The organism is Paraburkholderia sp. BGA-UO-ETr-F12 (assembly GCF_059567945.1).
Genome location: NZ_JCAQOZ010000012.1, coordinates 114,232 through 139,920 on the forward strand (window position 1 = coordinate 114,232; position 25,689 = coordinate 139,920).

The 25,689-nt window shown below is 63.8% G+C and carries 22 protein-coding genes; 11 read left to right on the plus strand and 11 right to left on the minus strand.

The genetic code is table 11. The features are described 5' to 3' along the window. Positions 1 to 53: 53 nt before the first annotated feature. From AC57B6_RS04115 to AC57B6_RS04125, 3 genes are all read left to right on the plus strand, one after another. Complete coding sequence (locus AC57B6_RS04115) at positions 54 to 830, plus strand: adenosylcobinamide-GDP ribazoletransferase (RefSeq protein ID WP_496420744.1); 777 nt, start codon at positions 54 to 56, stop codon at positions 828 to 830. After that, positions 815 to 1,405, plus strand: a complete 591-nt coding sequence (gene cobC, locus AC57B6_RS04120; RefSeq protein WP_496420745.1) for an alpha-ribazole phosphatase — start codon at positions 815 to 817, stop codon at positions 1,403 to 1,405. Before AC57B6_RS04115 ends, cobC begins: the two co-directional genes overlap by 16 nt. 203 nt (positions 1,406 to 1,608) lie before the next feature. Beyond that, entirely contained in the window at positions 1,609 to 3,024 is a 1,416-nt protein-coding gene (locus AC57B6_RS04125; protein WP_496420746.1) for a Fic family protein, read from the plus strand. A 36-nt stretch (positions 3,025 to 3,060) separates the two neighbouring features. Here the strand turns inward: AC57B6_RS04125 and AC57B6_RS04130 are convergent, their stop codons facing one another. The 4 genes from AC57B6_RS04130 to cobU are packed head-to-tail and all read right to left on the minus strand — an operon-like array spanning position 3,061 to position 6,488. Further along, complete coding sequence (locus AC57B6_RS04130) at positions 3,061 to 3,972, minus strand: cobalamin-binding protein (protein WP_028200482.1); 912 nt, start codon at positions 3,970 to 3,972, stop codon at positions 3,061 to 3,063. After that, positions 3,969 to 4,994 (minus strand): threonine-phosphate decarboxylase CobD, encoded by a 1,026-nt coding sequence (gene cobD, locus AC57B6_RS04135; protein ID WP_496420747.1) that lies wholly within the window; start codon positions 4,992 to 4,994, stop codon positions 3,969 to 3,971. Before cobD ends, AC57B6_RS04130 begins: the two co-directional genes overlap by 4 nt. 4 nt (positions 4,995 to 4,998) lie before the next feature. Continuing rightward, on the minus strand, positions 4,999 to 5,934 hold the full coding sequence (cbiB, locus tag AC57B6_RS04140) for an adenosylcobinamide-phosphate synthase CbiB (protein WP_496420748.1): 936 nt from the start codon (positions 5,932 to 5,934) through the stop codon (positions 4,999 to 5,001). Then, positions 5,934 to 6,488, minus strand: coding sequence for a bifunctional adenosylcobinamide kinase/adenosylcobinamide-phosphate guanylyltransferase (gene cobU / locus AC57B6_RS04145; protein ID WP_496420749.1), 555 nt, complete (start codon positions 6,486 to 6,488; stop codon positions 5,934 to 5,936). Before cobU ends, cbiB begins: the two co-directional genes overlap by 1 nt. A gap of 3 nt (positions 6,489 to 6,491) precedes the next feature. On the opposite strand from cobU, the gene AC57B6_RS04150 reads away from it, so the two are divergent. Both AC57B6_RS04150 and AC57B6_RS04155 read left to right on the plus strand, forming a co-directional pair. Further along, positions 6,492 to 8,111 (plus strand): cobyric acid synthase, encoded by a 1,620-nt coding sequence (locus AC57B6_RS04150; protein WP_454813476.1) that lies wholly within the window; start codon positions 6,492 to 6,494, stop codon positions 8,109 to 8,111. Between the two features lie 138 nt (positions 8,112 to 8,249). Then, positions 8,250 to 8,666, plus strand: a complete 417-nt coding sequence (locus AC57B6_RS04155; RefSeq protein WP_028200487.1) for a DoxX family protein — start codon at positions 8,250 to 8,252, stop codon at positions 8,664 to 8,666. A gap of 175 nt (positions 8,667 to 8,841) precedes the next feature. Here AC57B6_RS04155 and AC57B6_RS04160 read toward each other — a convergent pair whose 3' ends face one another. Beyond that, positions 8,842 to 9,261: a PaaI family thioesterase gene (locus AC57B6_RS04160; RefSeq protein ID WP_028200488.1), complete on the minus strand. Its 420-nt coding sequence runs from the start codon at positions 9,259 to 9,261 to the stop codon at positions 8,842 to 8,844. 211 nt (positions 9,262 to 9,472) lie between these two features. Between AC57B6_RS04160 and AC57B6_RS04165 the strand changes: the two genes are divergently transcribed. Beyond that, positions 9,473 to 10,111, plus strand: coding sequence for a ParA family protein (locus AC57B6_RS04165; RefSeq protein ID WP_028200489.1), 639 nt, complete (start codon positions 9,473 to 9,475; stop codon positions 10,109 to 10,111). Positions 10,112 to 10,192: 81 nt separating this feature from the next. On the opposite strand, the gene panD is transcribed toward AC57B6_RS04165, so the two are convergent. The 4 genes from panD to AC57B6_RS04185 all read right to left on the minus strand — a co-directional run bounded on the left by panD (position 10,193) and on the right by AC57B6_RS04185 (position 12,725). Further along, entirely contained in the window at positions 10,193 to 10,579 is a 387-nt protein-coding gene (gene panD, locus AC57B6_RS04170; protein ID WP_012432059.1) for an aspartate 1-decarboxylase, read from the minus strand. A 50-nt stretch (positions 10,580 to 10,629) separates the two neighbouring features. After that, positions 10,630 to 11,463 carry a pantoate--beta-alanine ligase gene (panC, locus tag AC57B6_RS04175; RefSeq protein ID WP_028200490.1) on the minus strand — a complete coding sequence of 278 codons (834 nt, stop codon included), beginning with the start codon at positions 11,461 to 11,463 and terminating at the stop codon, positions 10,630 to 10,632. Between the two features lie 199 nt (positions 11,464 to 11,662). Next, entirely contained in the window at positions 11,663 to 12,535 is an 873-nt protein-coding gene (locus AC57B6_RS04180; protein WP_028200491.1) for a segregation and condensation protein A, read from the minus strand. Between the two features lie 4 nt (positions 12,536 to 12,539). Then, entirely contained in the window at positions 12,540 to 12,725 is a 186-nt protein-coding gene (locus tag AC57B6_RS04185) for a DUF3460 family protein (RefSeq protein ID WP_028200492.1), read from the minus strand. 414 nt (positions 12,726 to 13,139) lie between these two features. On the opposite strand from AC57B6_RS04185, the gene AC57B6_RS04190 reads away from it, so the two are divergent. Further along, a complete protein-coding gene (locus tag AC57B6_RS04190; protein ID WP_030103776.1) occupies positions 13,140 to 14,978 on the plus strand; it encodes an autotransporter assembly complex protein TamA in 1,839 nt (612 codons plus the stop codon). 28 nt (positions 14,979 to 15,006) lie between these two features. Continuing rightward, the gene (locus AC57B6_RS04195; RefSeq protein ID WP_496420750.1) at positions 15,007 to 19,383 is read left to right on the plus strand and encodes a translocation/assembly module TamB domain-containing protein; all 4,377 of its coding nucleotides are present in this window, start codon (positions 15,007 to 15,009) and stop codon (positions 19,381 to 19,383) included. Between the two features lie 129 nt (positions 19,384 to 19,512). Here the strand turns inward: AC57B6_RS04195 and metG are convergent, their stop codons facing one another. Both metG and AC57B6_RS04205 read right to left on the minus strand, forming a co-directional pair. Beyond that, entirely contained in the window at positions 19,513 to 21,651 is a 2,139-nt protein-coding gene (gene metG / locus AC57B6_RS04200; protein WP_046566448.1) for a methionine--tRNA ligase, read from the minus strand. Positions 21,652 to 22,070: 419 nt separating this feature from the next. Then, entirely contained in the window at positions 22,071 to 22,724 is a 654-nt protein-coding gene (locus tag AC57B6_RS04205; RefSeq protein WP_028200496.1) for a YiaD family glycine zipper/OmpA-like lipoprotein, read from the minus strand. A gap of 329 nt (positions 22,725 to 23,053) precedes the next feature. On the opposite strand from AC57B6_RS04205, the gene apbC reads away from it, so the two are divergent. The 3 genes from apbC to dcd all read left to right on the plus strand — a co-directional run bounded on the left by apbC (position 23,054) and on the right by dcd (position 25,633). After that, positions 23,054 to 24,142 (plus strand): iron-sulfur cluster carrier protein ApbC, encoded by a 1,089-nt coding sequence (gene apbC, locus AC57B6_RS04210; protein WP_028200497.1) that lies wholly within the window; start codon positions 23,054 to 23,056, stop codon positions 24,140 to 24,142. A gap of 142 nt (positions 24,143 to 24,284) precedes the next feature. Continuing rightward, positions 24,285 to 24,818 (plus strand): superoxide dismutase family protein, encoded by a 534-nt coding sequence (locus tag AC57B6_RS04215; RefSeq protein WP_028200498.1) that lies wholly within the window; start codon positions 24,285 to 24,287, stop codon positions 24,816 to 24,818. Between the two features lie 245 nt (positions 24,819 to 25,063). Next, entirely contained in the window at positions 25,064 to 25,633 is a 570-nt protein-coding gene (gene dcd, locus AC57B6_RS04220) for a dCTP deaminase (protein ID WP_028200499.1), read from the plus strand. Positions 25,634 to 25,689 lie beyond the last annotated feature (56 nt).

Below are 25,689 nucleotides of genomic sequence, written 5' to 3' on the forward strand. Positions count from 1 at the left end.
AAAGCGCCACCGTACGAAGCGCCTTCGTGCAGAAGCGCGCGTCCGGTTCGCTCATGAACCCGCTTGCGGAGCTGCGCTATTTCTTCACGGCGCTCGGCTATTTCACGCGCGTGCCGGTGCCGCGTTGGGTTGGCTATGAGCCACATTATCTGAATGCGGCGGCGCGTTATTTTCCACTGGTCGGTTTGTTGATCGGCGGATTGAGCGCGCTGGTTTATCTCGCGGCCTTGCAGGTCTTTCCCGCAGGCGTGGCGGTGCTGCTGTCGATGGCCGCGTCGCTCGTCGTGACCGGCGCGTTTCATGAGGACGGACTCGCCGATTGTGTCGATGCGTTCGGGGGCGCTTACACGCGCGAGGACGTGTTGCGCATCATGCATGACTCGCGCATCGGTGCGTTCGGCGCCATCGCGCTCGTGATCGCGCTGGCACTGAAATGGCAAACGCTCACCGCACTGCCGCCGGTACGCGCCGCGAGTCTGATGATCGCCGCGCATGCGGCGAGCCGTGTGTTTGCCATCAGCTATCTGGCCACGCTCGACTACGTGCGCGCCGAAGGTAAAGCCAAACCGGTCGCACAACGTTTAAGCGGGTCTGCGTTGCTCTGCGCAGCGATATTCGGTTTGCCGTTGTTGCTCTGGCCGAGCGGCCCCGGTCTGCCGGATTGGCGTTTTGCCGGCGCGGCAATCGTCGTGCTCGCGGGGCTGCGCTTTGCGATGGGGCGCTATTTCGTCACGCGGATCGGCGGCTATACCGGCGACTGTCTGGGCTTCGCACAACAGGTTCTTGAGCTGAGCATCTATCTGCTGGGGCTTGCATGGATGTCGTCCTGATCCGTCATCCCGCCGTCGCGCTCGACGCGGGTGTTTGCTACGGCCAAAGCGACATCGCGCTTGCCGAAGATGTGGAAGTTTCGTCAACCGCGCTTGCGTTGAAACTTGCCACGCTGCAAGTGCCGGCGCCACGGGTGTTCATATCGAGTCCGCTGATGCGCTGCTCGGCGCTCGCCGCCGCCATGGCGAACGATTTCGGTTGTGCGCTCAGCCATGATGATCGTCTGCAGGAAATGAACTTCGGCGATTGGGAGCAGCAGCGCTGGGACGCGATCGATCGTGCGTTGCTCGACGACTGGGCTGCCAATTTCGAACACGCGCGTGCGCATGGCGGCGAGAGCGTCGCGCAATTCGTCGCGCGAGTGCGGGCGTGGTTCGACGCGTTCGCGCAGACCCGCGAACTGTCGCCGGCGTACGTGGTCACGCATGCCGGCGTCATGCGGGCGATCGCTTCGCTGGCGCTGGATGTGCCGCTGGAGCGCTGTCTGCGCTGGTCGCTGGAGATGACGGGGATCGTCTGGCTGCGCAAGGACGAAGGCTCGCAGCAATGGTCGCTGGTGCGGTGGAATGCTTGAGAGGCATGCGTCTGCTCTTTCTGTTGAATTGCGACAGCCTCCCCTTTAATCGTGCCACTTTTGCGGAAAATTTGTCGCGAAAGGCTTAAATCGCGCCACTTATCGAAGTAAAAGTGGCGCGATAGACTCGATTTGTGCCATGATTGAAGTAAAAGTGGCGCGATTACGATTTATCGCGCCATATAGGCACAAGGGTGGCGCGCATGAACAGCAATGGCATCAAGCAGGAACTGGATCTGATCGAGCAACTCGTCGCTGCAAGCGCTGAGGGCCAGAGTATTCGTGCGCTTGCCACCGCGCTGGCCGTGCGCCGTCATCCCATGCCGCGCCGCACGCTGCAACGTCGTCTCGACGCGTTGCTCGAAGCTGGCCGGATCTTCTCGGAAGGCGCCGGCCGGGCCGTAGCCTATAAGCAGGTCGCCGCTTCCGGGGCGGCAGTGTTCCCGGCGCCGGTTCTCAGCGGCGCCAGCACTGCCGGCGAGGCTTACATACCCGTGTCGAGCGCGGGTCTCGAGGTGCGCGCAGAAGTGAACAGGCCGCTGCACGAACGACGGCCGGTTGGCTACAACCGCGCGTTTCTTGAACGCTATCGTCCAAACCAGGACGGGTATTTGTCGCAAGCGCAGCGCGCACGCCTGCACGAGTGGGGACGCACCTCTTCGGACGTGCGTCCGGCCGGTACGTACGCGCGCGACATCATGAGCCGGCTTCTGATCGATTTGTCATGGGCTTCGTCGCGGCTGGAGGGCAATACCTACACGAGGCTCGATACCGTACGGCTAATCGAGCAAGGGCACATCGCGGAAGGCAAGGGCGCTCAGGAAACGCAGATGATCCTGAATCACAAGGCCGCGATCGAAATGATCGTCGAGAGCGCGGACGAAGTGGGCTTCAATCGGTTCACCGTACTGAACCTTCATGCGATTCTCTCGGACAACCTGATGTCCGATCCGTTCGCGAGCGGCCGTTTGCGTGCGCGCGAAGTGGAGATCAGCGGCACGGTATTTTTTCCGCTCGCGGTGCCCCAGCAGATCGCGGAGTGTTTCGAGGCAGTGTTAAACAAGGCCGCCCAGATCGAAGACCCCTTCGAGCAGGCTTTCTTCGGCATGGTGCACCTGCCGTATCTGCAGCCGTTCGAAGATGTCAACAAGCGGGTCTCGCGTCTGACCGCGAATATTCCGCTCGTCCGGAAGAATCTGTGTCCGCTGTCGTTCATCGACGTTCCCGAAAAGGCCTACGTGGACGGCACGCTCGGCGTGTACGAAGGCAATCGTGTCGAGCTGTTGCGCGATGTTTTTATCTGGGCGTATGAGCGTTCCTGCCAGCGTTATCTCGCGATTCGGCAATCGATCGGTGAGCCGGACGCGTTCCGTCTCAAGTATCGCAATGCGTTGATCGAGGTCGTGCAGGAGGTGATTCGCGGTGGCCTTGCCGGCACGCGTGGCGAGATCGAAGCGCTCGCACAGGGCCGGATGGACGCAGCGGATATCTCTCTGTTCGTCGATGCGATCCAGTCCGATCTCGATCAACTCTATCTTGGCAATGTCGCGCGTTATCGATTGCGGCTTTCCGAATTCGAACGCTGGCCGTTCAAGCGGACTGACGCGGTCTCGCACTAAGCGGGTATAGCTTGCAACACGGCTTTCTCCGCGACCTCACTGCGCGCCGCTTTTCCTCCGCGAGCGCGCCAGGTCGAGGTCTTCGCACATCTGCTTGGCCCCTTGCGCGATACGCGGCGCCGGCCGATTAATCAGATCGCCGTCGATCGCGAACAGATTGTTGTTTGCCACCGCCTTCAGACCCGGCCACGCACGCCATGTGTCGAGTTGCGGCAACGGGGTATCCGGCCTGGTCGCGCCGGGCGCGGCAGTGACGATCGCTTCCGGATTCGCCGCGAGCACCGCTTCAGTCGAAACGGTCGGCACTAGCGGCTCGAGTTTCGCAAACACATTGTTGCCGCCGCATAACGCAATCACGTCGCTGATCATGTGTTCGCCGTTGAGCGTCATCAACGGTTGATCCCACACCTGGTAGAACACGCTGACGCGCGGGCGGCCGGCATATTGCGTGCGCAAGCGCGCGATGTCCTGACGGTATGCCGCTGCGGCTGCATCAGCGGCCGGCGACGTGCCGAGCAATTGCCCGAGCTTGATCAGCGATAAGGCAACGTCGTCGAGATGATGCGGCTCGCTGAAGAACAGCGGCACATGCATTTCACGCAGGCGATCGAGCTGGCGCTGCGCGTTGCCATGCCGCCAGACGACAATCAGATCGGGCTTCAACGCGATGATCCGTTCAAGGTCGAGCGCCTTGTTGTCGCCGACGCGCGGCAACTGCTTCGCCTCAGGCGGATAGTCGCTATAGGACACGGCGCCGACCAGTTTTGGACCACCGCCGGCCGCATACAATAACTCGGTGACATGCGGCGCGAGACTGATGACGCGCTGCGCGGGCGCGGACAGGGTGACCGTTGCGCCGGTGTCGTCGGTAACGGTGATGGCGGCGTGCGCGTGCAGGGCGATCGCGACAAGCGCCGTGGCGATGGCGAAACGCAGGCGTCGAATCATCGGATCGCCTCGCGCAGACTTTCTTCGAAACGCGTCCATTCGGCTTCGCTCGCGGGCAGCCCGAAGCGCACGCTGCCCGATGCCGTGAAAAGGCGTGTCCACACGCCACGTTGCGCTAATGCTTCATGCAGTGCCGCGGCGCGCGCGTCGTCGGTCCACGCGAAAAGGGGCGTGCTCCGTGTAGCGAAACCCTGCGCATGCAACAGACTCACCAGACGGGCACTTTCGGCATCGAGCCGCGTGCGCATCTGTTGCTGCCACAGCGGGTCTTCAAACGCGGCTTTGACGGCATGCCGAGCCGGGCCGCTAACGGTCCACGCGCCGAGCCTGTGGCGCAATGCGTCGAGCAAAGCAGGTGCGCCGAGGACGAAACCCGCGCGCACACCAGCGAGCCCGAAGAACTTTCCCGGCGAACGTAATACGATCAACCCGTCACGATGGGTGTTCGCTGCGAGCGACGCCGAAGGCATCGTATCGGCGAAGGCCTCGTCGACTAGCAACGTGCCGCCGCGCGCGCGCAGTTGTGCATGCCATTGCAGCAGCTTGCCGGTGCTCAGATGGTCAGCCGTCGGATTGTTTGGGTTCACGACCACCACATGGATGAGCGACTCGGGCAAGGTGTCCCAGGATGCGTCCAGTGGCACAACCTGGTGTCCGGCTCGCTCGAAGGCGGGTGCATATTCGCTGTACGTGAGCGGCGCAACGCCAACCCGCGCACGGGGCAGTAACGAGGGCAGCGCGCGAATCGCCGCCTGGCTTCCTGCCACGGGCAGCACATGCGCGGCATCGGGCGCGCCGTAGTAACGCGCGGCACACGCGGCGAAGCCGTCGCCTTCGTCGGGCAGGCGCCGCCAGGCGTCGGCGGGAACCGGCGGCACCGGATAGCCGTGCGGATTGATACCCGTCGACAGGTCGAGCCATTGCGCGTAAGGAATGCCGTAACGCTGTGCCGCCTCGTGCAGATTGCCGCCGTGGATCACTTTATCGAGCGGGGTGCCGATATCGACTTTATGAGCAGCCATTCGGTCAGGCATGAAAGGGCACACTCAGCAAAGCCAGCACGATCAGCACCGCCAGCCAGAGAATGACCGTGCGTTCAACCAGCATCAACGCGGCGGTGACATGGCTGGCCTTGGCGGGGAGGCCGAAACCCAGCGTCGGCCTGTGTTCAAGTGCGCCGTGATAGACCGCGGGTCCGCCGATCAGCACGTTCAGGCTGCCCGCGCCGGACGCCATGACCGGCCCGGCGTTCGGACTGTCCCAGCGCGGCGCCTGCTCGCGCCAGCAATGCAACGCGGTGCGTGTGTCGCCGAGTAACGCGTAGCTCGCCGCGGTGAGGCGCGCGGGAATCCAGTTCAGCACGTCGTCGATGCGCGCCGCGGCCCAGCCGAAGCGCAAATAGCGCGACGTGCGGTAGCCCCACATGGCGTCGAGCGTATTGGCGAGACGAAACCCCAAAGCGCCCGGGCCGCCTGCGATTGCGAACCAGAACAGCGCGCCGAAGATCGCGTCGTTGCCGTTCTCAAGGGTCGACTCCACGGCGGCGCGTGCGAGCGCCGCTTCGTCGGCATGAGTCGTGTCGCGCGAGACGATGCGCGCGGTCAGCAACCGCGCCTGCGCCAGATCGCGTTGCGTCAGGGCCTGGGCGATCGGCGCGATGTGATCGTGCAGACTGCGTGCGCCGAGCGCGAACCACAACAACACTACATGGACCGCGCAAGCCGCAAAAAACGGCAGCACGGAGACCAGCATCCAGGCGATCAGCACCGGCGGCATGACCGCCAGCGACCACGCGAGCAAGCCCTTGAGCCGCAAGCGCCGGCCGGTGTTGTAGCGCTTTTCGAGGCGCATCGCCCATTTGCCGAAGCCGACCAGCGGATGCGCGGTGCGCGGCTCGCCGAGCCAACGGTCGACGGCGACGCCCGCCGTGGCCAGCGTAACGAGCAAAGGAAGCGACAGCATCACGCGCTGCTCGCGGTTTTCAAGGTGAGCGGCAAGCCCGCGACCATCATCGTGACATGGGTGCTCAACGCGGCGATGCGCTGATTGAGCCGTCCGAGTTCGTCGACATAGAGGCGCGTTGCCGCGCCGAGCGGCACCACGCCCAGCCCGATTTCATTGCTGACCACGATGATCTTCCCTTTGGCGCTGATGAGCGCCGCTTCCAGTGCAGCAAAGTGCGTTTGGTATTGATCGACCGGCAAGCCGTTGCCGTCGGCCGGGCACAGCAGGTTGGCGAGCCACAGCGTCAGGCAGTCGATCAGAATACAGTGGCCGGGTGCGTCGATTTGTGACACGACGCCGGCGAGATCGATGTCCGCTTCGTGCAAAGCCCAATGCGCCGGACGCCGCTCGCGATGATGCGCGATGCGCGCGCTGAATTCGGCGTCGTCAATCAGGCGCGCGGTGGCGATGTACGTGACGGGCAGGGCGCTGTCGGTCGCCAGTTGTTCGGCGTGCATGCTCTTGCCCGAACGGGCGCCGCCGAGAACGAAGGTGAGGTCGCGGGAAATCATCGCGTGATTGTACCGGCGTGCAGTGCGCGCCGGCACGATGGGATAATGCCGCGTTCGTTGCCCGCACTCTTTGCTATTCATCGCTGGACCTCAGCTTCCGTGACCGCCAATTCGACCCGCATGATCCCGCATGACCCCGTACCCGTGCCGCGCGGCACGCTGATGATTCAGGGCACCACGTCCGATGCGGGCAAGAGCACGCTCGTCGCGGGCTTGTGCCGGCTGGCACGCCGCGCCGGCGTGCGGGTCGCGCCCTTCAAGCCGCAGAACATGGCGCTCAACAGCGCGGTGACGGTCGACGGCGGCGAGATCGGCCGTGCGCAGGCCTTGCAGGCGGTGGCCGCGGGCATTGCCGCGCACACCGATCTGAACCCCGTGCTGCTCAAGCCCACGAGCGACCGCGGTGCGCAGGTGATCATCCACGGCAAGGCGCGCATGAATCTCGATGCGCGCGCCTATCACGACTACAAGCCGGTCGCCTTCGAGGCGGTGCTGGAGTCGTATGCGCGTCTGCAAGCGGCGTACGACACGATCTTTGTCGAAGGCGCGGGCAGTCCCGCCGAGATCAATCTGCGCGATCGCGATATCGCCAATATGGGTTTTGCCGAAGCGGTCGACTGCCCGGTCGTACTGGTGGCCGACATCGACCGGGGCGGCGTATTCGCGCATCTGACCGGTACGCTCGCGTGCCTGTCGGAAAGCGAGCAGGCGCGTGTGCGCGGCTTCATCATCAACCGCTTTCGCGGCGACATCGGTTTGCTCAAACCCGGGCTCGACTGGCTCGAGGCGAAAACCGGCAAGCCGGTGCTCGGCGTGGTGCCTTACCTGCACGGTCTGACGCTCGATGCCGAAGACATGCTGCCACCCGAGTTGCGCGCCGCGCAAAACAGCGATGCGGGCCGGACGTTGCGGGTGGTTGTGCCGGTGCTGCCGCACATCAGCAATCACACCGATTTCGATGCACTGCGCGCACATCCGCAGGTCGATTTCCACTATGTGCGAAGCGGCACGCCGCCTCCGCCAGCCGATCTGATCATCTTGCCGGGCTCGAAGAATGTGCCGGGCGATCTGGCGTTTCTGCGCGCGCAAGGCTGGGACGCGGTGCTGCAACGGCATTTGCGCTACGGCGGCCACGTCATTGGAATTTGCGGCGGTATGCAGATGCTGGGCCGCGAGGTGGCCGATCCGCATGGCGTGGAGGGCGCGCCCGGGACGAGCGCGGGGCTCGGCTGGCTCGATTACTCGACTGTGCTGACGCGCGAGAAAACGCTTAAGAACGTGACAGGACGTCTCGCCTTGCCCGGTTCACCCAAGGTCGCCGGTTACGAGATCCACATGGGCGAGACGCAAGGCCCGGCGCTGAGTTCTCCCGCGCTGCAATTGGGTGCCGCGCAACACGCTCATCCCGACGGCGCGATTTCGGCAGATGGTCAAATCCTCGCTACCTATGTGCACGGCCTGTTCGACACGCCGGCCGCATGCGCCGCACTGCTCGCGTGGGCGGGCTTGAGCGACGCCGGGAAAATCGACTACCCGGCGTTGCGCGAGGCTTCTCTGGACCGCCTCGCCGACACGCTGGCCGAGCATCTCGATCTGTCGAAGCTTTTTGCCGCGATTGGGTGACGAAGAGCAGGTGGATGCGATGATTAAATCTCGTTGGGAAATAATCAAAGCCTGAAAGACGGTTTTTCGCTCCATTTGGTTCGAATACAGTCTTGACGTCGACGCCCGCTGCGGGCCGTCTCTCGTAAAGGACTCGTCATGAACTCTAACCGTTCCGCCGATCTGGCCGCTTTGCTCCTTCGTCTGGCCTTGGGCGTCCTGTATCTCGCGCATAGCTTGCAGAAGATTTTTGTCTTTACGTTGCCGGGAACGGCGCAGTTTTTTGTTTCGCTCGGCTTGCCGGGCTGGCTCGGTTATGTGACGGCGTTCGTCGAACTGATTGGCGGTATCGCGCTGCTACTCGGCGTGCAGGTCCGCTGGGTCGCGCTCGTGCTGTTGCCGTTCATGCTCGGCGCGATGTCGCAGCACTTGCATAACGGCTGGGGATTCGCATCGCCGCACGGTGGCTGGGAATATCCGGCTTTCTGGGCGGTGACCCTGGTGGTGCAGTCGCTGCTCGGCGCCGGTGCGCTCGCGTTGAGCGGCGCGAAGGCGCCGCGCGCAGTGGCCGCCTGAATCTTTCGCACGGTGCCGCCGGTGGGCGGCGTAAGGCTGGTATTCCGCCCCACCGGACAACAAAAAGCACGCGCCGTGAGGCTGCGTGCTTTTTTATCGCGCGGACGCCGGGCACTTCGGGCATTTCCGGCCCTGCGCCGTGCGCTCCGCGTTAGTCGGCGTCAGCCGGCGTCAGTCAGTACAACACGATCTGCGTGCAGCGAAACAGCGCGATCGCCTTGCCGTTCGGATCGGTGACGGTGGCGTCCCACACCTGTGTGCTGCGGCCCAGATGCACGGCTTTGGCGACCGCGCGGATCGTGCCTTGTGTTGCCGTGCCAAGAAAATTGCTTTTCAGCTCGACGGTCGTGAAATTACGCGCCGTCTCGGGCAGATGGGCGAGACAGGCATAGCCGCACGCCGTATCGGCGAGGCCGATCACGGTGGCGGCGTGCAAAAAGCCGTTCGGCGCCAGCAACTCGTCGCGCACGGTCAGTTCCGCAGTCAGACTGCCTTGCTCCAGCGCCTGAACCTGCACACCCAGCAAGCCGGGAAGCTTGCCTTTCTGACGTTCGTGCAGGCGCTCGACGGTGTATTCCGGACGGAGTTTGCTCATGAGATCTGGGGTCCTCGATAGAAAAAACAGTGACGTAGGAAGGTCAATAGCCGTTTGGGGGCTTCGGCCCCGCTGCATTTGTCGATATTATCAACGGCTAGATCGGCAGGTGGACCTGAAATCGGCATCGCTCAGAACACACCGGCCCCCAAGTCAGAGCAAACTGCGGCAAACCGGCTGGCGGCGCCCAGCCATCTTTCCGGGAGAATTCATGACGGTGATCGTGGTGGCGAATCCGAAGGGCGGCGTGGGCAAAAGCACGCTGTCCACCAATCTGGCGGGCTATTTCGCGGCGCAAGGGGAATGGGTCGCGCTGGCGGACCTGGATAAACAGCAGTCCGCGCACGCGTGGTTGGCGCTGCGGCCTCCCGCACTGCCGCCCATCGAGACCTGGGAGGTCGACCCTGAAAACCCCGCCAAACCGCCCAGAGGTCTCGAACATGCAGTTATCGACACGCCGGCCGGGCTGCACGGCAATCGCCTGAGTATCGCGCTGGATCTGGCCGACAAGGTGATCGTGCCGCTGCAGCCGTCAATGTTCGACATTCTCGCCACACAAGACTTTCTCGAGCGGCTGGCAAAGGAGAAGGCGGTCAGGAAAGGGGCGATCGAGATCGGCGTGGTGGGCATGCGCGTCGACTCGCGCACGCGCTCAGCGGAGCAGTTGCATCGCTTTGTCGAGGGATTGAAGCTGCCGGTGCTGGGCTATCTGCGCGACACCCAGAATTACGTGCAGCTGGCGGCGCACGGCCTGACCTTGTGGGACGTCGCGAAAAGCCGTGTGGACAAGGATCTGGAGCAGTGGCAGCCGATCATCCAATGGACCAACGGCGCCAATAAACAGGCTTGAGATGAATCGGCAGGCGGCGTGGCCGTCCGCCAGATGAAACCGCGCGGCGCAAAGCCGGCTCGGGTTCAGTTCAGGTTCGGCTCAGGTCCAGTTCTGGGTCGGCACGTGATCCCGGCTGCCTTTGATCTTGTTGTTGTCGTCGACGAATACCAGATCCGGTTTCCAGCCTGCCTTCAGTTCCGCTTCGTCGACCACCGCGAACGCGGCGATGATCACCAGATCGCCTAGCTGCGCGCGCCGCGCGGCCGAACCGTTCAGCGAAATCATGCCGCTGCCCCGTTCGCCCTTGATCGCGTACGTCGAGAACCGCTCGCCGTTGTTGATGTTCCAGATGTCGATCCGCTCGTTTTCGACGATGTTCGCGGCTTCCAGCAAGTCCTCGTCGATCGCGCACGAACCCTCGTAGTGCAGTTCGCAGTGCGTGACCGCGACGCGGTGGATTTTCGACTTCAGCATGTTGCGTTGCATGACCAATCCCTTGTGGCTTCTTAGGCGCGTTTGCGCAGACTAAGACTGCTTCAGATTTCGAGGTTATCGATAAGGCGGGTGGCGCCCAGCTTGGCGGCAGCCAGCACGACCAGCTCCGCGTTCGCGTCTTCTGCGCCCGGCGGCAGCAGATTCGAGCGCTTGCGCACCGCGATGTAGTCGGGTTGCCAGCCGCGCGCAGCCAGTTCCGCCATCGCCGCTTTTTCGAGTTTTGCGAAGTCGCGATCGCCAGCGAGCACCGCGTCGCGCACGCGATTGAGCTCGGTGGCCAGCATGGGGGCCTCGGCGCGCTCGGCGGCCTGCAGATAGCGGTTGCGTGAGCTGAGCGCGAGGCCGTCGGTGTCGCGCACGGTTTCCGCAGCGATGATGTCGGTCGGCAGCGCGAACTGATGGCACATGCGGCGCACGATCATCAACTGCTGGTAATCCTTCTTGCCGAACACCGCGACGCGCGGCTGCACGCACGACATCAGTTTCATGACCACGGTGCACACGCCCTGGAAGAAACCAGGCCGGAATTCGCCTTCAAGAATGTCACCCAGATCGTGCGGCGGATGCACGCGGTACTCCTGCGGCTCCGGGTATAGATCCCGCTCGGTCGGCGCGAACAGCACGTAGACGCCTTCTTTCTGCAGCTTGTCGATGTCGGCTTCGAGCGTGCGCGGGTATTTGTCGAAATCTTCGTTCGGGCCGAATTGCAGGCGGTTGACGAAAATGCTCGCCACCACCGGATCGCCGTGCTGGCGCGCAAGGCGCATCAGCGACAGGTGGCCTTCGTGCAGATTGCCCATGGTCGGCACAAAGGCGGTGCGATTCTGGCCGCGCAACTGGTCGCGCAATTCATGGATCGAGCTGATGACTTTCATGATCGGACTGGGATTTCCTCGCGCGGCGCAAGACTTGGGTGGCGCAAAAACTCAGGTTTTGCGTGACCCGCGGCCTCACTGGTAATGACAGGTTCGGAGCGCCGGATTGTAGTGGATTTGTTCAGGAGACGCACCGAAACGAGGCGTTCGTGGCGGAAACGGCGCACGCAAGCCCCCGCGCAAACCCCATTGCGCGGCTTCAGGCCGGCAGATAGGCGAGGCGCACATAGATCGGTGCGAACGGCTCGGCCTGAGTAATCTCGATGAGCGACTCGCGGCACAATTCGAGCATGGCGATGAAATTCACCACGACCACCGGCACCCCTTTACTCGTGTCGAACAGATCGGAGAATTCCATGAAGCGCGCGTTCTGCAGGCGCCGCAGGATCGTGCTCATATGCTCGCGCACCGACAATTCCTCGCGCGAAATCTTGTGATGCTGAACGAGCTTGGCGCGCTTGATCACGTCGGCCCACGCGGCGCGCAGGTCTTCGCTATCCACGTCCGGGAAGCGCGGCGTGATGCTTTGTTCGATGTACACCTCGGCGCGCAGAAAGTCGCGGCCAAGCTGAGGCAACTGGTCGATGCGCTGGGCGGCGAGCTTCATCTGCTCGTATTCGAGCAGGCGGCGCACCAGTTCTGCACGCGGATCCTCGGCTTCGTCGCCGCTATCGGCCTTTTTCACCGGCAACAGCATGCGTGACTTGATCTCGATCAGCATTGCGGCCATCAGCAGATACTCGGAGGCGAGTTCGAGATTGGTCTGGCGCAACTGATCGACGTAGCCGAGGTATTGGACCGTGACGTCCGCCATCGGGATGTCGAGCACGTTGAAGTTCTGCTTGCGGATCAGGTACAGCAACAGATCCAGCGGGCCTTCGAACGTTTCGAGGAACACCTCGAGCGCATCCGGCGGAATGTACAGATCCGTCGGCAGCTTGAAGAGCGGCTCGCCGTACAGGCGTGCAAAAGCTATGCCGTCGACCGTGTCCGGCGTCGAATCGGTAGCGGGCGCGGCAAGCGCGGCGTCGGGCGCCGGATCGACGCCCTTTGCCTCGTCGGCGTGACTCACGCGCTTAGAAGTTTTGATAGTACGAGTAAGGCGTCTGCTCTACGCGCGAGGCGTTCTGGGCGGCGCGTTCATCGAGGTCGATCGGCTGTTTGTCCCACAGCAGCGACCGGCCACGGCGCTGCTCAGCTTCCAGATTCGGTTTTTGTTGCTTGAGCTGGTTCAGGAACTGGGTGATGTCCGATTGATACATGGCTAGACGTCCGTGATTGGGGAAATGGCGGCTGCCAGGCGGGAACAGGCGGAAATCCGCACGGCATCGCTGCTATTCCATAATTTTACCGCATGCGCCGCGCGCGGTCGAAAAACGGTGGCGAAGGCGGCGGCCGCCCTGCAAAATCGCCCGGAACCCATGCTGCTGCGACGCGTCAAAGGCGGGCGCATGGCGGCCTGGGTGGCGCGGAAATCCGGCCTGCGCGTGCGGGTGCGCATCGGCAACCGATGTCGCGTCGAGCACGGTGTATCGGCGCGAAAGGCGCGCCGCACCACATGGCGCAAACGGCCTTTTAGAGATGGCGTGGCTGCGCCGATGTGGTCAAATAGCGAGCTTCGGCCGCCGCGGCGCGCCCAAGCGACAGAATTCATCAACCACGGCCGGAGGTCCCGTTTGGCGGGGTGTGCGATCGAAGAGCCGCGTCTGCGGCGCGGCAAAACCGGCGGCGAGCCAGGGCATCTGGTGCCCAATCGGCGCGGGCTGCGCGCGTGGCTGGCGTTCGGCATCGTCGTCCTCATGCTGGTCGCGCTCAACGCGCATGCGGCGCGGCGCCCGGCCGCCAGCTACAAGGTCGATATCGAAGCCACGCCGCGCTCGTTGCGCAAGCTGCTCGAAGCGCACCTGGACGTGGCGCGCTTCGCCAAACGTCCCGACATCAGCGACGACCAGTTCGAATTTTTGATTACCGCCACGCCCCAGCAGGTGCGCGATCTGGCCGCCACGCAGGGTTATTTCACGCCGGTCGTCCGCACCGACGTGCGAACCGTCGACAATCAGAAGCGCGTGACCGTGAGTGTCGATCCCGGCCCGCAAACCCTCATTACGTCGATTGCACTGTCGTTTCGCGGGCCGGTGCTGACCGAAGACCCGGCGCAGGCAAACGCCGCGCGCTTCGCGTTTTCGCTGCACGAAGGCGATCCGTTTTCGCAAAGCGACTGGGACGACGCAAAAAACGCCTCCCTCAAGGCCTTACAGGCGCGCCGCTATCTGGGTGCGAAGATTTACCACTCCGAAGCGCGGATCGACCCACGCACGCACGAAGCGAAATTGTCGGTGACGTTCGACAGCGGCCCGACCTTCACAATGGGCAAGCTCGACGTATCCGGCGCGCGGCGCTATCCGGAACAGATCGTCGACAATGTGAACCCGATTTCGGCCGGCGATATCTACGACGTGCAGCGTGTCGCCGAGTTGCAGCGGCAGCTGCAAAACACGCCGTACTACGCGAGCGTTGCGATCGACGTGGATAGCGATCCGGCCAAGCCGGTCGATACGCCTGTGCACGTGAAAGTCTCGGAATATCCGTACAACAGTATCCGCGGCGGGGTCGGTTATTCGACCGATAACGGCCCGCTGGTTCAGGGTTCGTATTCCTATCTCGACACATTCGGCAAAGCGTGGCCGTTCACGGTCGACGGCCGCATCGACCAGATCCAGCAGTACGGGCAAATTCAGCTCGCGATGCCGCCTGGGCCGCGCGCCTGGACCAATAGCGTGCTGGCTTCCTACACCACGACCGACGTGTCCGACACCCGCATCTACAGTATCCGCGGCGGCGTGCAGCGCGCCCGTACGTCGCAATTCATCGACTACAACTACGCGATCCTCTACTACCAGGATCGGCTCGATCAGAACGCCACTGCACCGACGACCAGCCGCGCGCTGGTGCCGTCATGGTCGTGGACCCGCCGCAATACGGACGATCCGTTGTTCCCGCGTTCGGGCAATCTGATTCACGTCGAAGCGGGGTTTGCGGTCAAAGGCGTGCTGACCGACCAGACCTTCGCGCGTGGCTATGCCCGCGGCCAGCAATACCTGCCGATCGGCCGGGACGACCTCGTGCTGTTTCGGGCCGAACTCGGCGGCGTGTTCACGAGCGGCAGTTCGAGCGGGATTCCGGCTTCGCTGCTGTTCCGCGCGGGCGGCTCGAATTCGATCCGTGGCTACAGCTATCAGAGCATCGGTAACAGCGTCGACGGTTCCGTGCTGCCCACCAAGTATCTCGTGACGGCGTCGACCGAGTATCAGCACTGGTTCACTCACGACTGGGGTGCGGCCGTCTTTTTCGACGTCGGCACCGCCACCGATACGTGGGGCGAGAAAGTCTTTTATCCCGGCGTCGGCGTCGGCGCGCGCTGGCGCAGCCCGGTGGGCCCGGTCAATGTCGACGTCGCCTATGGGATCCGCAACCGGAGCGTGCGGCCGTACCTGACCCTCGGCATTGCCTTCTGATGGAAACCTGCTTCTACATGATCCCCGCATGACCACGGACGCCTCCGCCCAACCACCCGCGCAGCCACCGGGCGCTCATCCGCCCGGAGCGCAGCCTTCGCCCGGCGCGCCGCCGCCTGAGCGGCGTCGCGGCCGGTGGCTGCTGAAAACCCTGGCGTGGACGGTTGCCGTGCTGGTGCTGCTGGTCGCGGTGGCAATCGGCCTGCTGTACGGCGCGCTGACAACCGAGCGCGGCACGGCTTACGCGTGGCAGGCGGCCGTCAAACTGCTGGGCGGCAAGCTGACCGGCACGCTCGAGAGCGGCACCATTGCCAGCGGCGTCCAACTCCGGCAAGTGCGCTGGCGCAGTCTCGACGGCAGCGGCACCGATATCCAGATCGATCGTGTGGCCGGGCGCTGGGGTCTCACGCACCAACCGTGGCGCTTCACAATCGACTATCTGCACGTCGGGACGATCGACGCCCGGGTCGGCTCTTCGTCGTCGAGCAGCGGGCCGCTGGAGCTGCCGAAAGACCTGAGCTCGCCGATGCAACTCGAGGTGCGCGACGTGCAGGTCGACAAACTGCTGTTGCGCGAGGGCGGCTCGACGACCGAGTTCTCCCGTTTTATGTTCCATGGCCGCAGCGATGGGCGTCACCACGAGGCGGCCATCGAGCGGCTCGACACGCCGTTCGGCGCGGTGACGGCGGCGGCAAAACTCGACGGGGTACGGCCGTTTCCGCTGACCGGCGATGTCGGCTATTCAGGCAAGGTCAACAACGAAGCGGTTCAGGTGGGCGGACACTTGAGCGGCTCTCTGGAAAATCTCATCGCCGAACTCGATGCCAGCGGCATGAAGCTCGCCGGCCATGCCCGCGTCGAGGCGACGCCGTTCAGCGACGTGCCGTTGCAACGCGCCACGCTGACTTTCGATCACGTCAATCCGCAGGCGTTTGCGCCGGGCGCGCCGCTGGCGGATCTGGCGGTGCGCGCCGAGCTTCAGCCGGTGGGGCAGGTCGCAGCAGATGCGGCGACGTTGGCTGCGGCGAGCGGGGCAAATGGGGCAAGCGGCGCCAGCGCGGCGAGTGTGGTCAAAGCGGCAAGTGCCGCAAGTGCCGCAAGTGCCGCAAGTGCCGCAAGTGCCGCAAGTGCCGCAAGTGCCGCAACGGCGGCGAAACCCGCCGGCGCATCCGGCGCCGCGGGTTTCGCTGTCGCGGGCCATGTCTCGATCGTCAACGCCAAACCGGGTGCGATCGACCAGAACCTGTTGCCTTTGATCGATGCACAGGCTGACGTGCGCCTCGACGCTCAGGCACAGCGCATCTCGAACCTGAACGTGCGGCTGGTCAAGAGCGCCACGCTCACTGGCGGCGGCACTCTGACCGGCAAGCGCGGCCAGTTCGACCTGCAAGTCGCCGGGCTCGACCTGAACGCGCTCGAAGCGACCGTACGGCCTACCCAGCTTTCCGGCCCGATCGGTTTCCGTCTGAACGACGACATACAGAGCCTGACCATCGATCTCGCCGATCCGAAAGCCGGCTTGCGTGCACAAGGCAAGGTGATCTTCGACCCCGCGCGCATCAGCTTCAACGACGTGCGCGTCACGTCCGGCAAGGGCCGCATCGATCTGTCCGGCGCACTCAAGCACGACGCGAATTCGACCTACAACCTGAAAGCGCAGTTGACCGATTTCGATCCGTTGACGCTGACTTCGCAGATGCCTTCGCGCACGCCGGTTGCGGGCCCGGCATCCGCAGCGGCCAACGCCAAAACCAAAGTACCCGCGCAAGGTGCGGCGCCAGCGGGCAGCACAGCCGGGGCGAAAAGCGCGGCCCCCGCCGACAAAGCCGCTGCCGCGGTCAAGAACACCGCGAAGGCCGCGGTGCGGACCGAGGTGATGCAACGGAGCAAAGCGTCGCCGCCGGCGAGGCGCGCCGCGCCGCTGGCCCGCAAGATCGAGGCGCGCGTGAACGGCACGCTCACCGCGGCCGGTATGCTCGGCCCGGTGTTCACCACCAAGGCCGAATTCAAACTCGGCCCGAGCGTCTACGACGGTTTGCCGTTGACGGGCGGCGGTGTGGTCCAGCTAGCCGGCTCGCGGATTCTGCCGAGTCGCGCGAATCTCTCGGTGGCGGGCAATCAGGTGGACTTGCAAGGCAGCTTCGGCGCCAGCGGCGACCGGCTGCGTTTCCGCGTCGACGCGCCGGAACTCGAGCGACTCGGTTTCGGCCTTGCAGGCCTGATTGCCGCGGATGGCGACGTTACCGGTTCGTTCGCGCATCCGAATGTCGTGCTGAACTACAAGGCAGACAGCGTGGTGTTCAGCAGTAACCGCATCGGCCATGCGGAAGGTCATGCCGAACTGCGCGACGGCGCGAACGGCGCGCTGGTTTTCACGACCGACGCGCGCAACCTCAGCGCCGGCGGCGTCGATCTGACCACGCTGACGGCACGGCTGTCCGGCACGCGTGCCAACCATACGCTGGAGGCGACGGCCACCGGCAAGCTGCAAGACCGTCCACTGGATCTGACGCTCGCGGCCAACGGCAAACTGACCGAAGCACGCGACGGCACGCGCTGGGATGGCACCGTGACCCGTCTGCAGAATCGCGGCACACCGGCGTTGAACCTCGAGTCGCCGCTTGCCGTCAGCGCCGGGCCGAGCCGCCTGACGCTCGGCGCGACACGTCTCACGGTCGAAGGCGCGGTGCTGAGCCTCAAATCGTTCGCGTTCGACCACGGCAAGATCCAGTCCACGGGCAGCTTGACCGACATTTCGCTGGCGCGCCTGCAGGATCTGCGGCGCGAGATCACCGGCGCGCCACCGGCGGTCAAAACCGATCTGGTGTTCGACGGCGACTGGGACTTCGCGCTTGGCAGCACTGCGAGCGGTCACATCCAGTTGAAGCGCCGCGGCGGCGACGTCACGGTCGAAATCGGCCGAGGTTTGGCCTCGTTGGGTATCACGGATATGGTCGCCCGGGCCGAGTTCAGTGGCGGCAACCGGCTGAACGCCACGGTCCACGCGCAGGCGAGCCGGATCGGCGTGATCGACGCCGACGCCCACACCACGCTCGTGATGCGCGACGGCTTTTTGAGTGTCAACGAAGAGGGCGCGCTAACCGGCAATGTGAACGCGAACGTGCCGTCGCTGAAAACGACCGGCGGCCTGTTCGGCCCGAGCTATCTGCTCGACGGCCATCTCGCGCTGAAACTCGCGCTCGGCGGCACGGTCGCCAAGCCGAACCTGACGGGGTCGCTGCTCGGCGACGGTTTGTCGGCGACGATGGTCGACCAGGGCGTGCAGTTGAAGGATGGGGTGGTGCGCATCGCGCTCTCGCAAAATCTGGTGGACTTCCAGCAGGTCGAGTTTCATGGCGCGAGCGGCACCTTGCGCGCCACCGGACGCGTGCGTCTGGATGGCGCCGAGCCGGATCTGTCCGCGAGCATCGTGGCGGACAAGCTGGAGTTGTTCGCGGCGCCGGACCGCAATCTGTCTTTGTCGGGCAGCGCGAGCGTTGCGAATGCGGGCGCGCAGGGCGGCATGGCGATCAACGGCAAGTTCGTGGTCGATCACGCGCTGTTCGATATGCCGGAGCAGTCCGCGCCGAAGCTGGGCGACGACGTCGTGATCGTCCGCCCCGACGGCACGGTGGCCGGCGAGAAACCGCCGCCGGTGGAAGGGACCAACAAGCCGATCGGGCCGTTCGCGCCACGCGCCAATATCGACATCAGCCTCGGCAACAACTTCCGGTTCCGCGGCATGGGCGCGGACCTCGGCCTGACCGGCACGATCACCGCGATGAGCGCGCCGAACCTGCCGTTGCGCGCGGTCGGCAATGTCCGCGTGACGCAGGGCTCGACCTATACCGCGTTCGGCCGCAAGCTCAACATCGAGAATGGTTTCTTCACCTTCAACGGTCCGGTGGCCAATCCGGGCATCAACATTCTGGCCATGCGCCGTAATCAGCAGATTGAAGCGGGCGTGCAGGTCACCGGCACGGTTCAGTTCCCGGTCGCGAAGCTGGTGTCGGAGCCGACCGTGCCGGATAACGAAAAGCTCTCGTGGCTGCTGTTTGGACATGGCACCGATCAGGGTAATAACCTCGGTCAGCAAAGCACGATGACAACGGCGCTCGCCTTGCTAGGCAGCGCGAGCGGCAAGCGGATCGCGCAGACGTTCGGACTCGACGAATTTTCGATCGGACGAAGTGAGGTCGGGCTGACCGATCCGCAGGTGGTGATGGTGTCGAAGGCCATCAACGAGTGGCTCGTGGTCGGCTACGAGCAGGGCCTGCAGTCGGCGAGCAATGCGATCAAGGCGACGGTGAACCTGACGCGCTATTGGTCGGTTGCGGCCTATGGCGGCACGTTCGACGGCATCGAACTGCTCTACACACGGCGCTTCGACCGGATCCGCTGGTAACAGGGGGGCAGGGCTGCCTGCGGTCCGCCCGACGTCGCGGCAAAAAAACGGCACGCCTTTTAGAGCGTGCCGTTTTTGTTGATGCCGGTTGATGCCGGTTGATGCCCGTTGCGTTCGAGACGCCGCGCTTTACTTCACGCGCATGCCCGGCTTCGCGCCGCTATCCGGTTCGAGCACATAGAGGCCCGGCTCGGCTTTCTCGTCAGTGGCCGAGGCCGCCAGCACCATCCCTTCGGACAGGCCGAACTTCATCTTGCGCGGGGCGAGATTCGCGACCATGACCGTCAGCTTGCCGATCAACTGCTCGGGCTGATAAGCCGACTTGATGCCCGAGAACACATTGCGCGTCTTTTCTTCGCCGATGTCGAGCGTCAACTGCAACAGTTTGTCCGAGCCTTCCACCGCCTTGCAGTCGACAATCTTCGCGATGCGCAGATCGATTTTGGCGAAGTCGTCGATCGAGATAATGCCGGGTGTTTCGTCCTTCCCGGCAGCGGCTGCTTTCGCGGCCTTCGACTTGGTCTTCGCGTCCGCTGGTGCTGCCGCAGCGTCCGGCGTGGCTTGCAGCGATTCGCGATTGGCGGCGATGAGCGCCTCGATCTGCTTAGGATCGACGCGCGTCATCAGGTGCTTGTACGCATTGATCGGGCGCGTGGAAGAGAGCGGCACGTTCGCGTCGGCCCACACCAGCGGCTCGATGCCGAGGAAGGCTTCGACTGCCTCCGCCAGCTTCGGCAACACCGGCTTGAGCGCCAGCGACAGCAGACGGAATGCCTCGATGCTCACGCTGCAGGTTTCGTGCAGCGCGACGGCATTGGCCGGGTCTTTCGCCTGATCCCACGGCTTGGCGGTGTCGACGTACGCATTGACCGCGTCGGCCAGTTCCATGGTCTGGCGCAGCGCCCGGTTGTACTCGCGCGCTTCGTAGTTCGCGGCGATTTGCGGCACGGCGGCGCGCAGCGTAGCGAGCAGCGGATGGTGCATCGCGCTGTCCTGCACACGGCCCTCGAAACGCTTGATCAGGAAACCGGCGGCGCGGCTCGCGATGTTCACGTACTTGCCGACCAGATCGCTGTTCACCCGTGCCTGGAAGTCGTCGAGGTTCAGGTCGAGGTCTTCCATCGTGCTGTTCAGCTTGGCGGCAAAGTAGTAGCGCAGCCATTCCGGATTCAGGCCCGTGTCGATCACGCTTTGCGCGGTGATGAACGTGCCGCGCGACTTCGACATCTTCGCGCCGTCCACCGTCAGGAAGCCGTGCGCGAACACGTTGGTCGGCGTGCGGTGGCCCGAGAATTCGAGCATGGCCGGCCAGAACAGCGTGTGGAAATACAGAATGTCTTTGCCGATGAAGTGGTACTGCTCGGCGGTCGAGCCTTTGCGGATCCACGCGTCGAAGTCGAGGCCGCGCTTGTCAGCGAGGTTCTTGAAGCTCGCGTAATAGCCGACCGGCGCGTCCAGCCACACGTAGAAATATTTGCCCGGCGCGCCCGGAATTTCGAAGCCGAAATACGGTGCGTCGCGTGAAATATCCCAATCGGCGAGCTTGGCTTCGCCGGCGTCGCCAAGCCATTCGCGCATCTTGTTGGTGGCTTCCGGCTGCGCCAGACCACTGACCCACGCGCGCAGGAAATTCTCGCAGCGCGGATCGGACAGGCGGAAGAAGTAATGCGTCGAGGTCTTACGAATCGGCGTGGCGCCGGAGACGACCGAATACGGATTGATCAGTTCGGTCGGCAGATAGGTTGAACCGCATACTTCGCAGCTGTCGCCGTATTGATCCTTTGCGCCGCACTTCGGGCATTCGCCCTTGATGAAGCGATCCGGCAGGAACATTTCCTTGACCGGGTCGTATGCCTGTTCGATATCGCGGGCGTCGATCAGGCCAGCTTCCTTGAGCGCCAGATAGACCGATTCGCTCAGCACGCGGTTCTCTTCGGAATCGGTCGAGTAGTAATTGTCGAACGAAATCCCGAAGCTGTCGAAATCGCGCTTGTGTTCCTGCCAGACGCGGTCGATCAGCTGCTTGGGCGTCAAACCTTCCTTTTCCGCGCGCAGCATGACCGGCGTGCCATGTGTGTCGTCGGCGCCCACGTAGTAGACCTCGTGCCCGTGCATTCGCAACGTCCGGACCCAGATGTCCGTCTGGATATATTCGACCAGATGGCCAATATGGATTTGCCCGTTCGCATACGGAAGGGCCGACGTGACGAGAATCTGGCGACGGCCTGACGGCGCGCCTGCGGAGAGATCGGTGGCGGGTGCTGACATAAGGATGGTGGGAGCCTGCGGTGGGACGAAACGATGATTCTAGCAGGGCGGCCGTGAGGCGCGGGCGGGGGCGGCTTGCCCGCGCCTCGGCCGGTGCGGGGAAGAGGGGTGTGTCCCTCAAGCGGCGTCCTGCGAAAACCGTGCGCCCAAAAAAAAACCGGGGCTATTAACCCCGGAGCAACAACGACAAGAGGAGAATGGTGACGCGGCGGCTTCGCCAACCACGTACCGTAAAGACAGACCGCGAATTTTCGGCAGAGTTCGAAATTTTTTCGCTCTCTCGCGAGATTTTTTGCGTCCGCCCGCGTTTGCCCACATGCGGCTTTTGCGGCTTGCCGGGTACCGCCGACAACACGCGGCAACGGGGCGGCAAGCGCGGCCTGCCGCCCCGTTGCTTCTTCCTCTTTCAGGCTGTGCGCTTATTGCGTGGCGTGTTGAGCCGTGGCGCGCAGATAGATTTCCACGCGACGGTTGGCAGCCCGGCCGGCTTCGGTGTTGTTGTCAGCAACCGGCTGGTTCTGGCCCATGCCTTGTGCCGACAGGCGTTGCGGCGCGACGCCGCGTTGCCCCAGGTAGCCCGTCACGCTTTCCGCGCGGTTGACCGACAGCGTCTGGTTGTAAGCCGGCTGACCCGTGCTATCCGTGTAGCCGATCACCTGGGCGATCAGTTCCGGGTTCTGCTGCATGGTCTGCGTCAGTTGATCCAGCACCGGCGCGAACGACGGCTTGATCGCGTAGCTGTTGGTGTCGAACGTGACCGAGCTCGGGATGTTCAGCTTGAGCGAGCCGTCCGGCTGCTCGGTGATCTGCGTGCCGGTGCCCTTGGTGGCGCCCGACAGCTTGTTGTGAATGGCTTGCCAGTTGTAGCCGGTGATGCCGCCCACCGCAGCGCCGACGCCCGCGCCGATCGCCGCACCCTTGCCGCCGCCGAAGATCGCGCCGAGCGCCGCGCCGGTGCCGGCGCCCACGCCCGTGCCGACGGCGGTGTTAGTGCCTTGTTGGGTCGCGCAGCCTGCCAGCAGCGAACCGGCAACCGCGAAAACGGCAAGGCGAGTCATGAGTTTTGCATTCATTTTTTGATTCCTCTTGAGTGAAGCAGGTGGAAGCGATAAATCTATCCGCCCGATGCAACGGCCGTAAAGCGCACAGGTCGAAATACGAGAATCCTGCGTCTTCCCTGGTTCCGGTCCGACAGTGAAGAAGGGTCTTCCGGCAAGGCTTGGCGCCAGCCACTACAATGGTGACTGAAGGACGCAGCGATGCGACCCCATGGCGTTCCGCCTGCCGAAGCGTGCACGGCGCGCCTGGTTTTAGCAATGCTGCCTAACAATTTTTTTCAAATTCTGGCGAGTGGCCGAAGCTTGGATTCCGCCACCCCGCAAGTGTTCCCCACGGAGTGTCAATGAGTATCGATCGGGCTTTGGTCGACGCCGCCCTCGCGGCCGTCACTGACCCCAACACAGGCAAGCCCTATTCGGCTGCGAGGAACATCCGGAACGTCACCGTGGAGGGCGACGCGGTCAGCCTCGACGTGGTGCTCGGCTATCCGGCCAAACGGCAGTTTGAAGCGGTTCGCGCGCAATTCGCCGACGCGCTCAAGGCCGTGCCCGGCGTGGCGAACGCACGTGTCGAGGTGTCTCAGGACATCGCTGCGCATACGGTGCAGCGTGGCGTCAAACTGTTGCCGAACGTCAAGAACATCGTCGCGGTGGCGTCGGGCAAGGGCGGGGTCGGCAAGAGCACGACCGCGGTGAACCTGGCGCTGGCGCTCGCGAGCGAAGGCGCTTCGGTCGGCATCCTCGACGCGGATATTTACGGCCCCTCGCTGCCCATGATGCTTGGCATTACCGGCCGCCCTGAATCGCCCGACGAAAAGTCGATGAACCCGATGACCGGCTACGGTTTGCAGGCCAACTCGATCGGCTTTCTGATCGAGCAGGACAACCCGATGGTGTGGCGCGGCCCGATGGCTACTTCGGCGCTCGAACAGCTGCTGCGGCAGACCAACTGGCAAGATCTCGACTACCTGATCGTCGACATGCCGCCGGGCACCGGCGACATTCAGCTGACCTTGTCGCAGCGCGTGCCGGTGACGGGCGCGGTGATCGTCACAACGCCGCAGGACATCGCCCTGCTCGACGCGAAGAAGGGCCTCAAGATGTTCGAGAAGGTCGGCATTCCGATCCTCGGGATCGTCGAGAACATGGGTATGCATATCTGCTCGAATTGCGGCCACGAAGAGCATATTTTCGGCGCGGGCGGCGGCGAGCGGATGGGCAAGGAATACGGTGTGGATGTGCTTGGCAGCCTGCCGCTCGATATCGGCATCCGCGAGCAGGCCGACTCGGGCAAACCCACCGTGGTGGCGGATCCGGAAGGCCGTATCGCTGGGATTTACCGGTCGATCGCGCGCAAGGTTGCGATCCATATTGCCGAGCGGGCTCGCGACATGACCTCGAAGTTTCCCAGCATCGTTGTCCAGAACACCTGAGTAGCCATTCGGACAAGGGGTCAAAGCGGGGTCAAAGCGGGGCCAAGGCGTCAATTTGCGTCTGGTCTCGCGGTATCATGTCGACTTCACAAGTTCGGCTCGGCGGCCGCAGGGGCGGCCGCCAGGCCGGCAAGAGGATCGCATGGGAAAACGAATCGACGGGCAGGCGGTGGTGGCATTCATCGTCCTGGCTGCCAGCAGCGCGCTGTTATGCGGCTGCAGCACATTCCTGAGACCACAGGAAAAGCGCGCCGACGCGCAGTTGCTGCCCACCGTGGGCAATCAGGCGCGCGGCCTCGTAACGTTCATCGAGCGCTCGGACGGCGTGCAGGTCACCTACAACCTTGCGGGCTTGCCGCCCAACAGCGACCACGCCTTGCAAGTGCACGAGCGCGGCGACTGCAATGCCGCCGACGGTTCCAGCGCCGGCCCGGTGTTCTCGCCGGCAGCCGAGCGTCTGAAGGCAGGCGCGCGGGTCGAAGGCGATCTCGGCAACATCCACGCGGACGCAAACGGCGTGGCCACCGGCTTTATCGTGGCGCCGGACGTGTCGCTCGACGGTATCCGCTCCGTGCTGCAACGGGCCGTGCTGTTGCATCACGACGCGACCGATCCTTATGCGTATCCGCAGCATGGTGCGGGCCCCGCGCTGGCATGCGGACTGATTCGCCAGTGAAGGCCGCGCCTGCGGTGCTCGGACCGCATCCGTAGCGGCAACTTCGCGATCGCGTAAAATAAGCGCCTTTCGTTCGGGGCGCGTAGCTGGGGGCGTCTAGTCCGGGGCGCGTAGCCGGGGGCGCCTGGCCCGGAGCGCTAAGCTGGGGGCGTCCAAGCCCACGGCGCCGGCCCGGAACTTACTCCGGGTGCTATCCGTCACACCCCCGTCACACATCTGTCACTCAAGTCGAGCAGCGTTCACCTATGACTATCAAATCCGACAAGTGGATCCGGCGCATGGCCGAGTCGCACAATATGATCGAGCCGTTCGCGCCAGATCAGGTCCGCGTTTCCGAAGACGGTCGGAAGATTGTCAGCTACGGCACCTCGAGCTACGGCTACGACATCCGCTGCGCCGACGAATTCAAGATCTTCACCAATATCAACTCGACCATCGTCGACCCGAAGAATTTTGACGAGAAATCGTTTGTCGACTTTAAGGGCGACGTCTGCATCATCCCGCCGAATTCGTTCGCGCTGGCCCGCACCGTCGAGTATTTCCGTATTCCGCGCAGCGTCCTGACCGTGTGTCTGGGCAAATCCACGTATGCGCGTTGCGGGATCATCGTCAACGTGACGCCGTTCGAGCCGGAATGGGAAGGCCACGTTACGCTCGAATTCTCGAATACGACACCTTTGCCTGCGAAAATCTACGCGAACGAAGGCGTTGCTCAAGTGCTGTTTTTCGAAAGCGACGAAATTTGTGAGACGTCGTACGCGGATCGCGGCGGCAAATATCAAGGTCAGCACGGCGTCACGTTGCCCAAGACGTGACGGCGGCAGCGCACTGACCCACCAGCTATTCGGGTGACCGCTGCTTAGTCGAATGC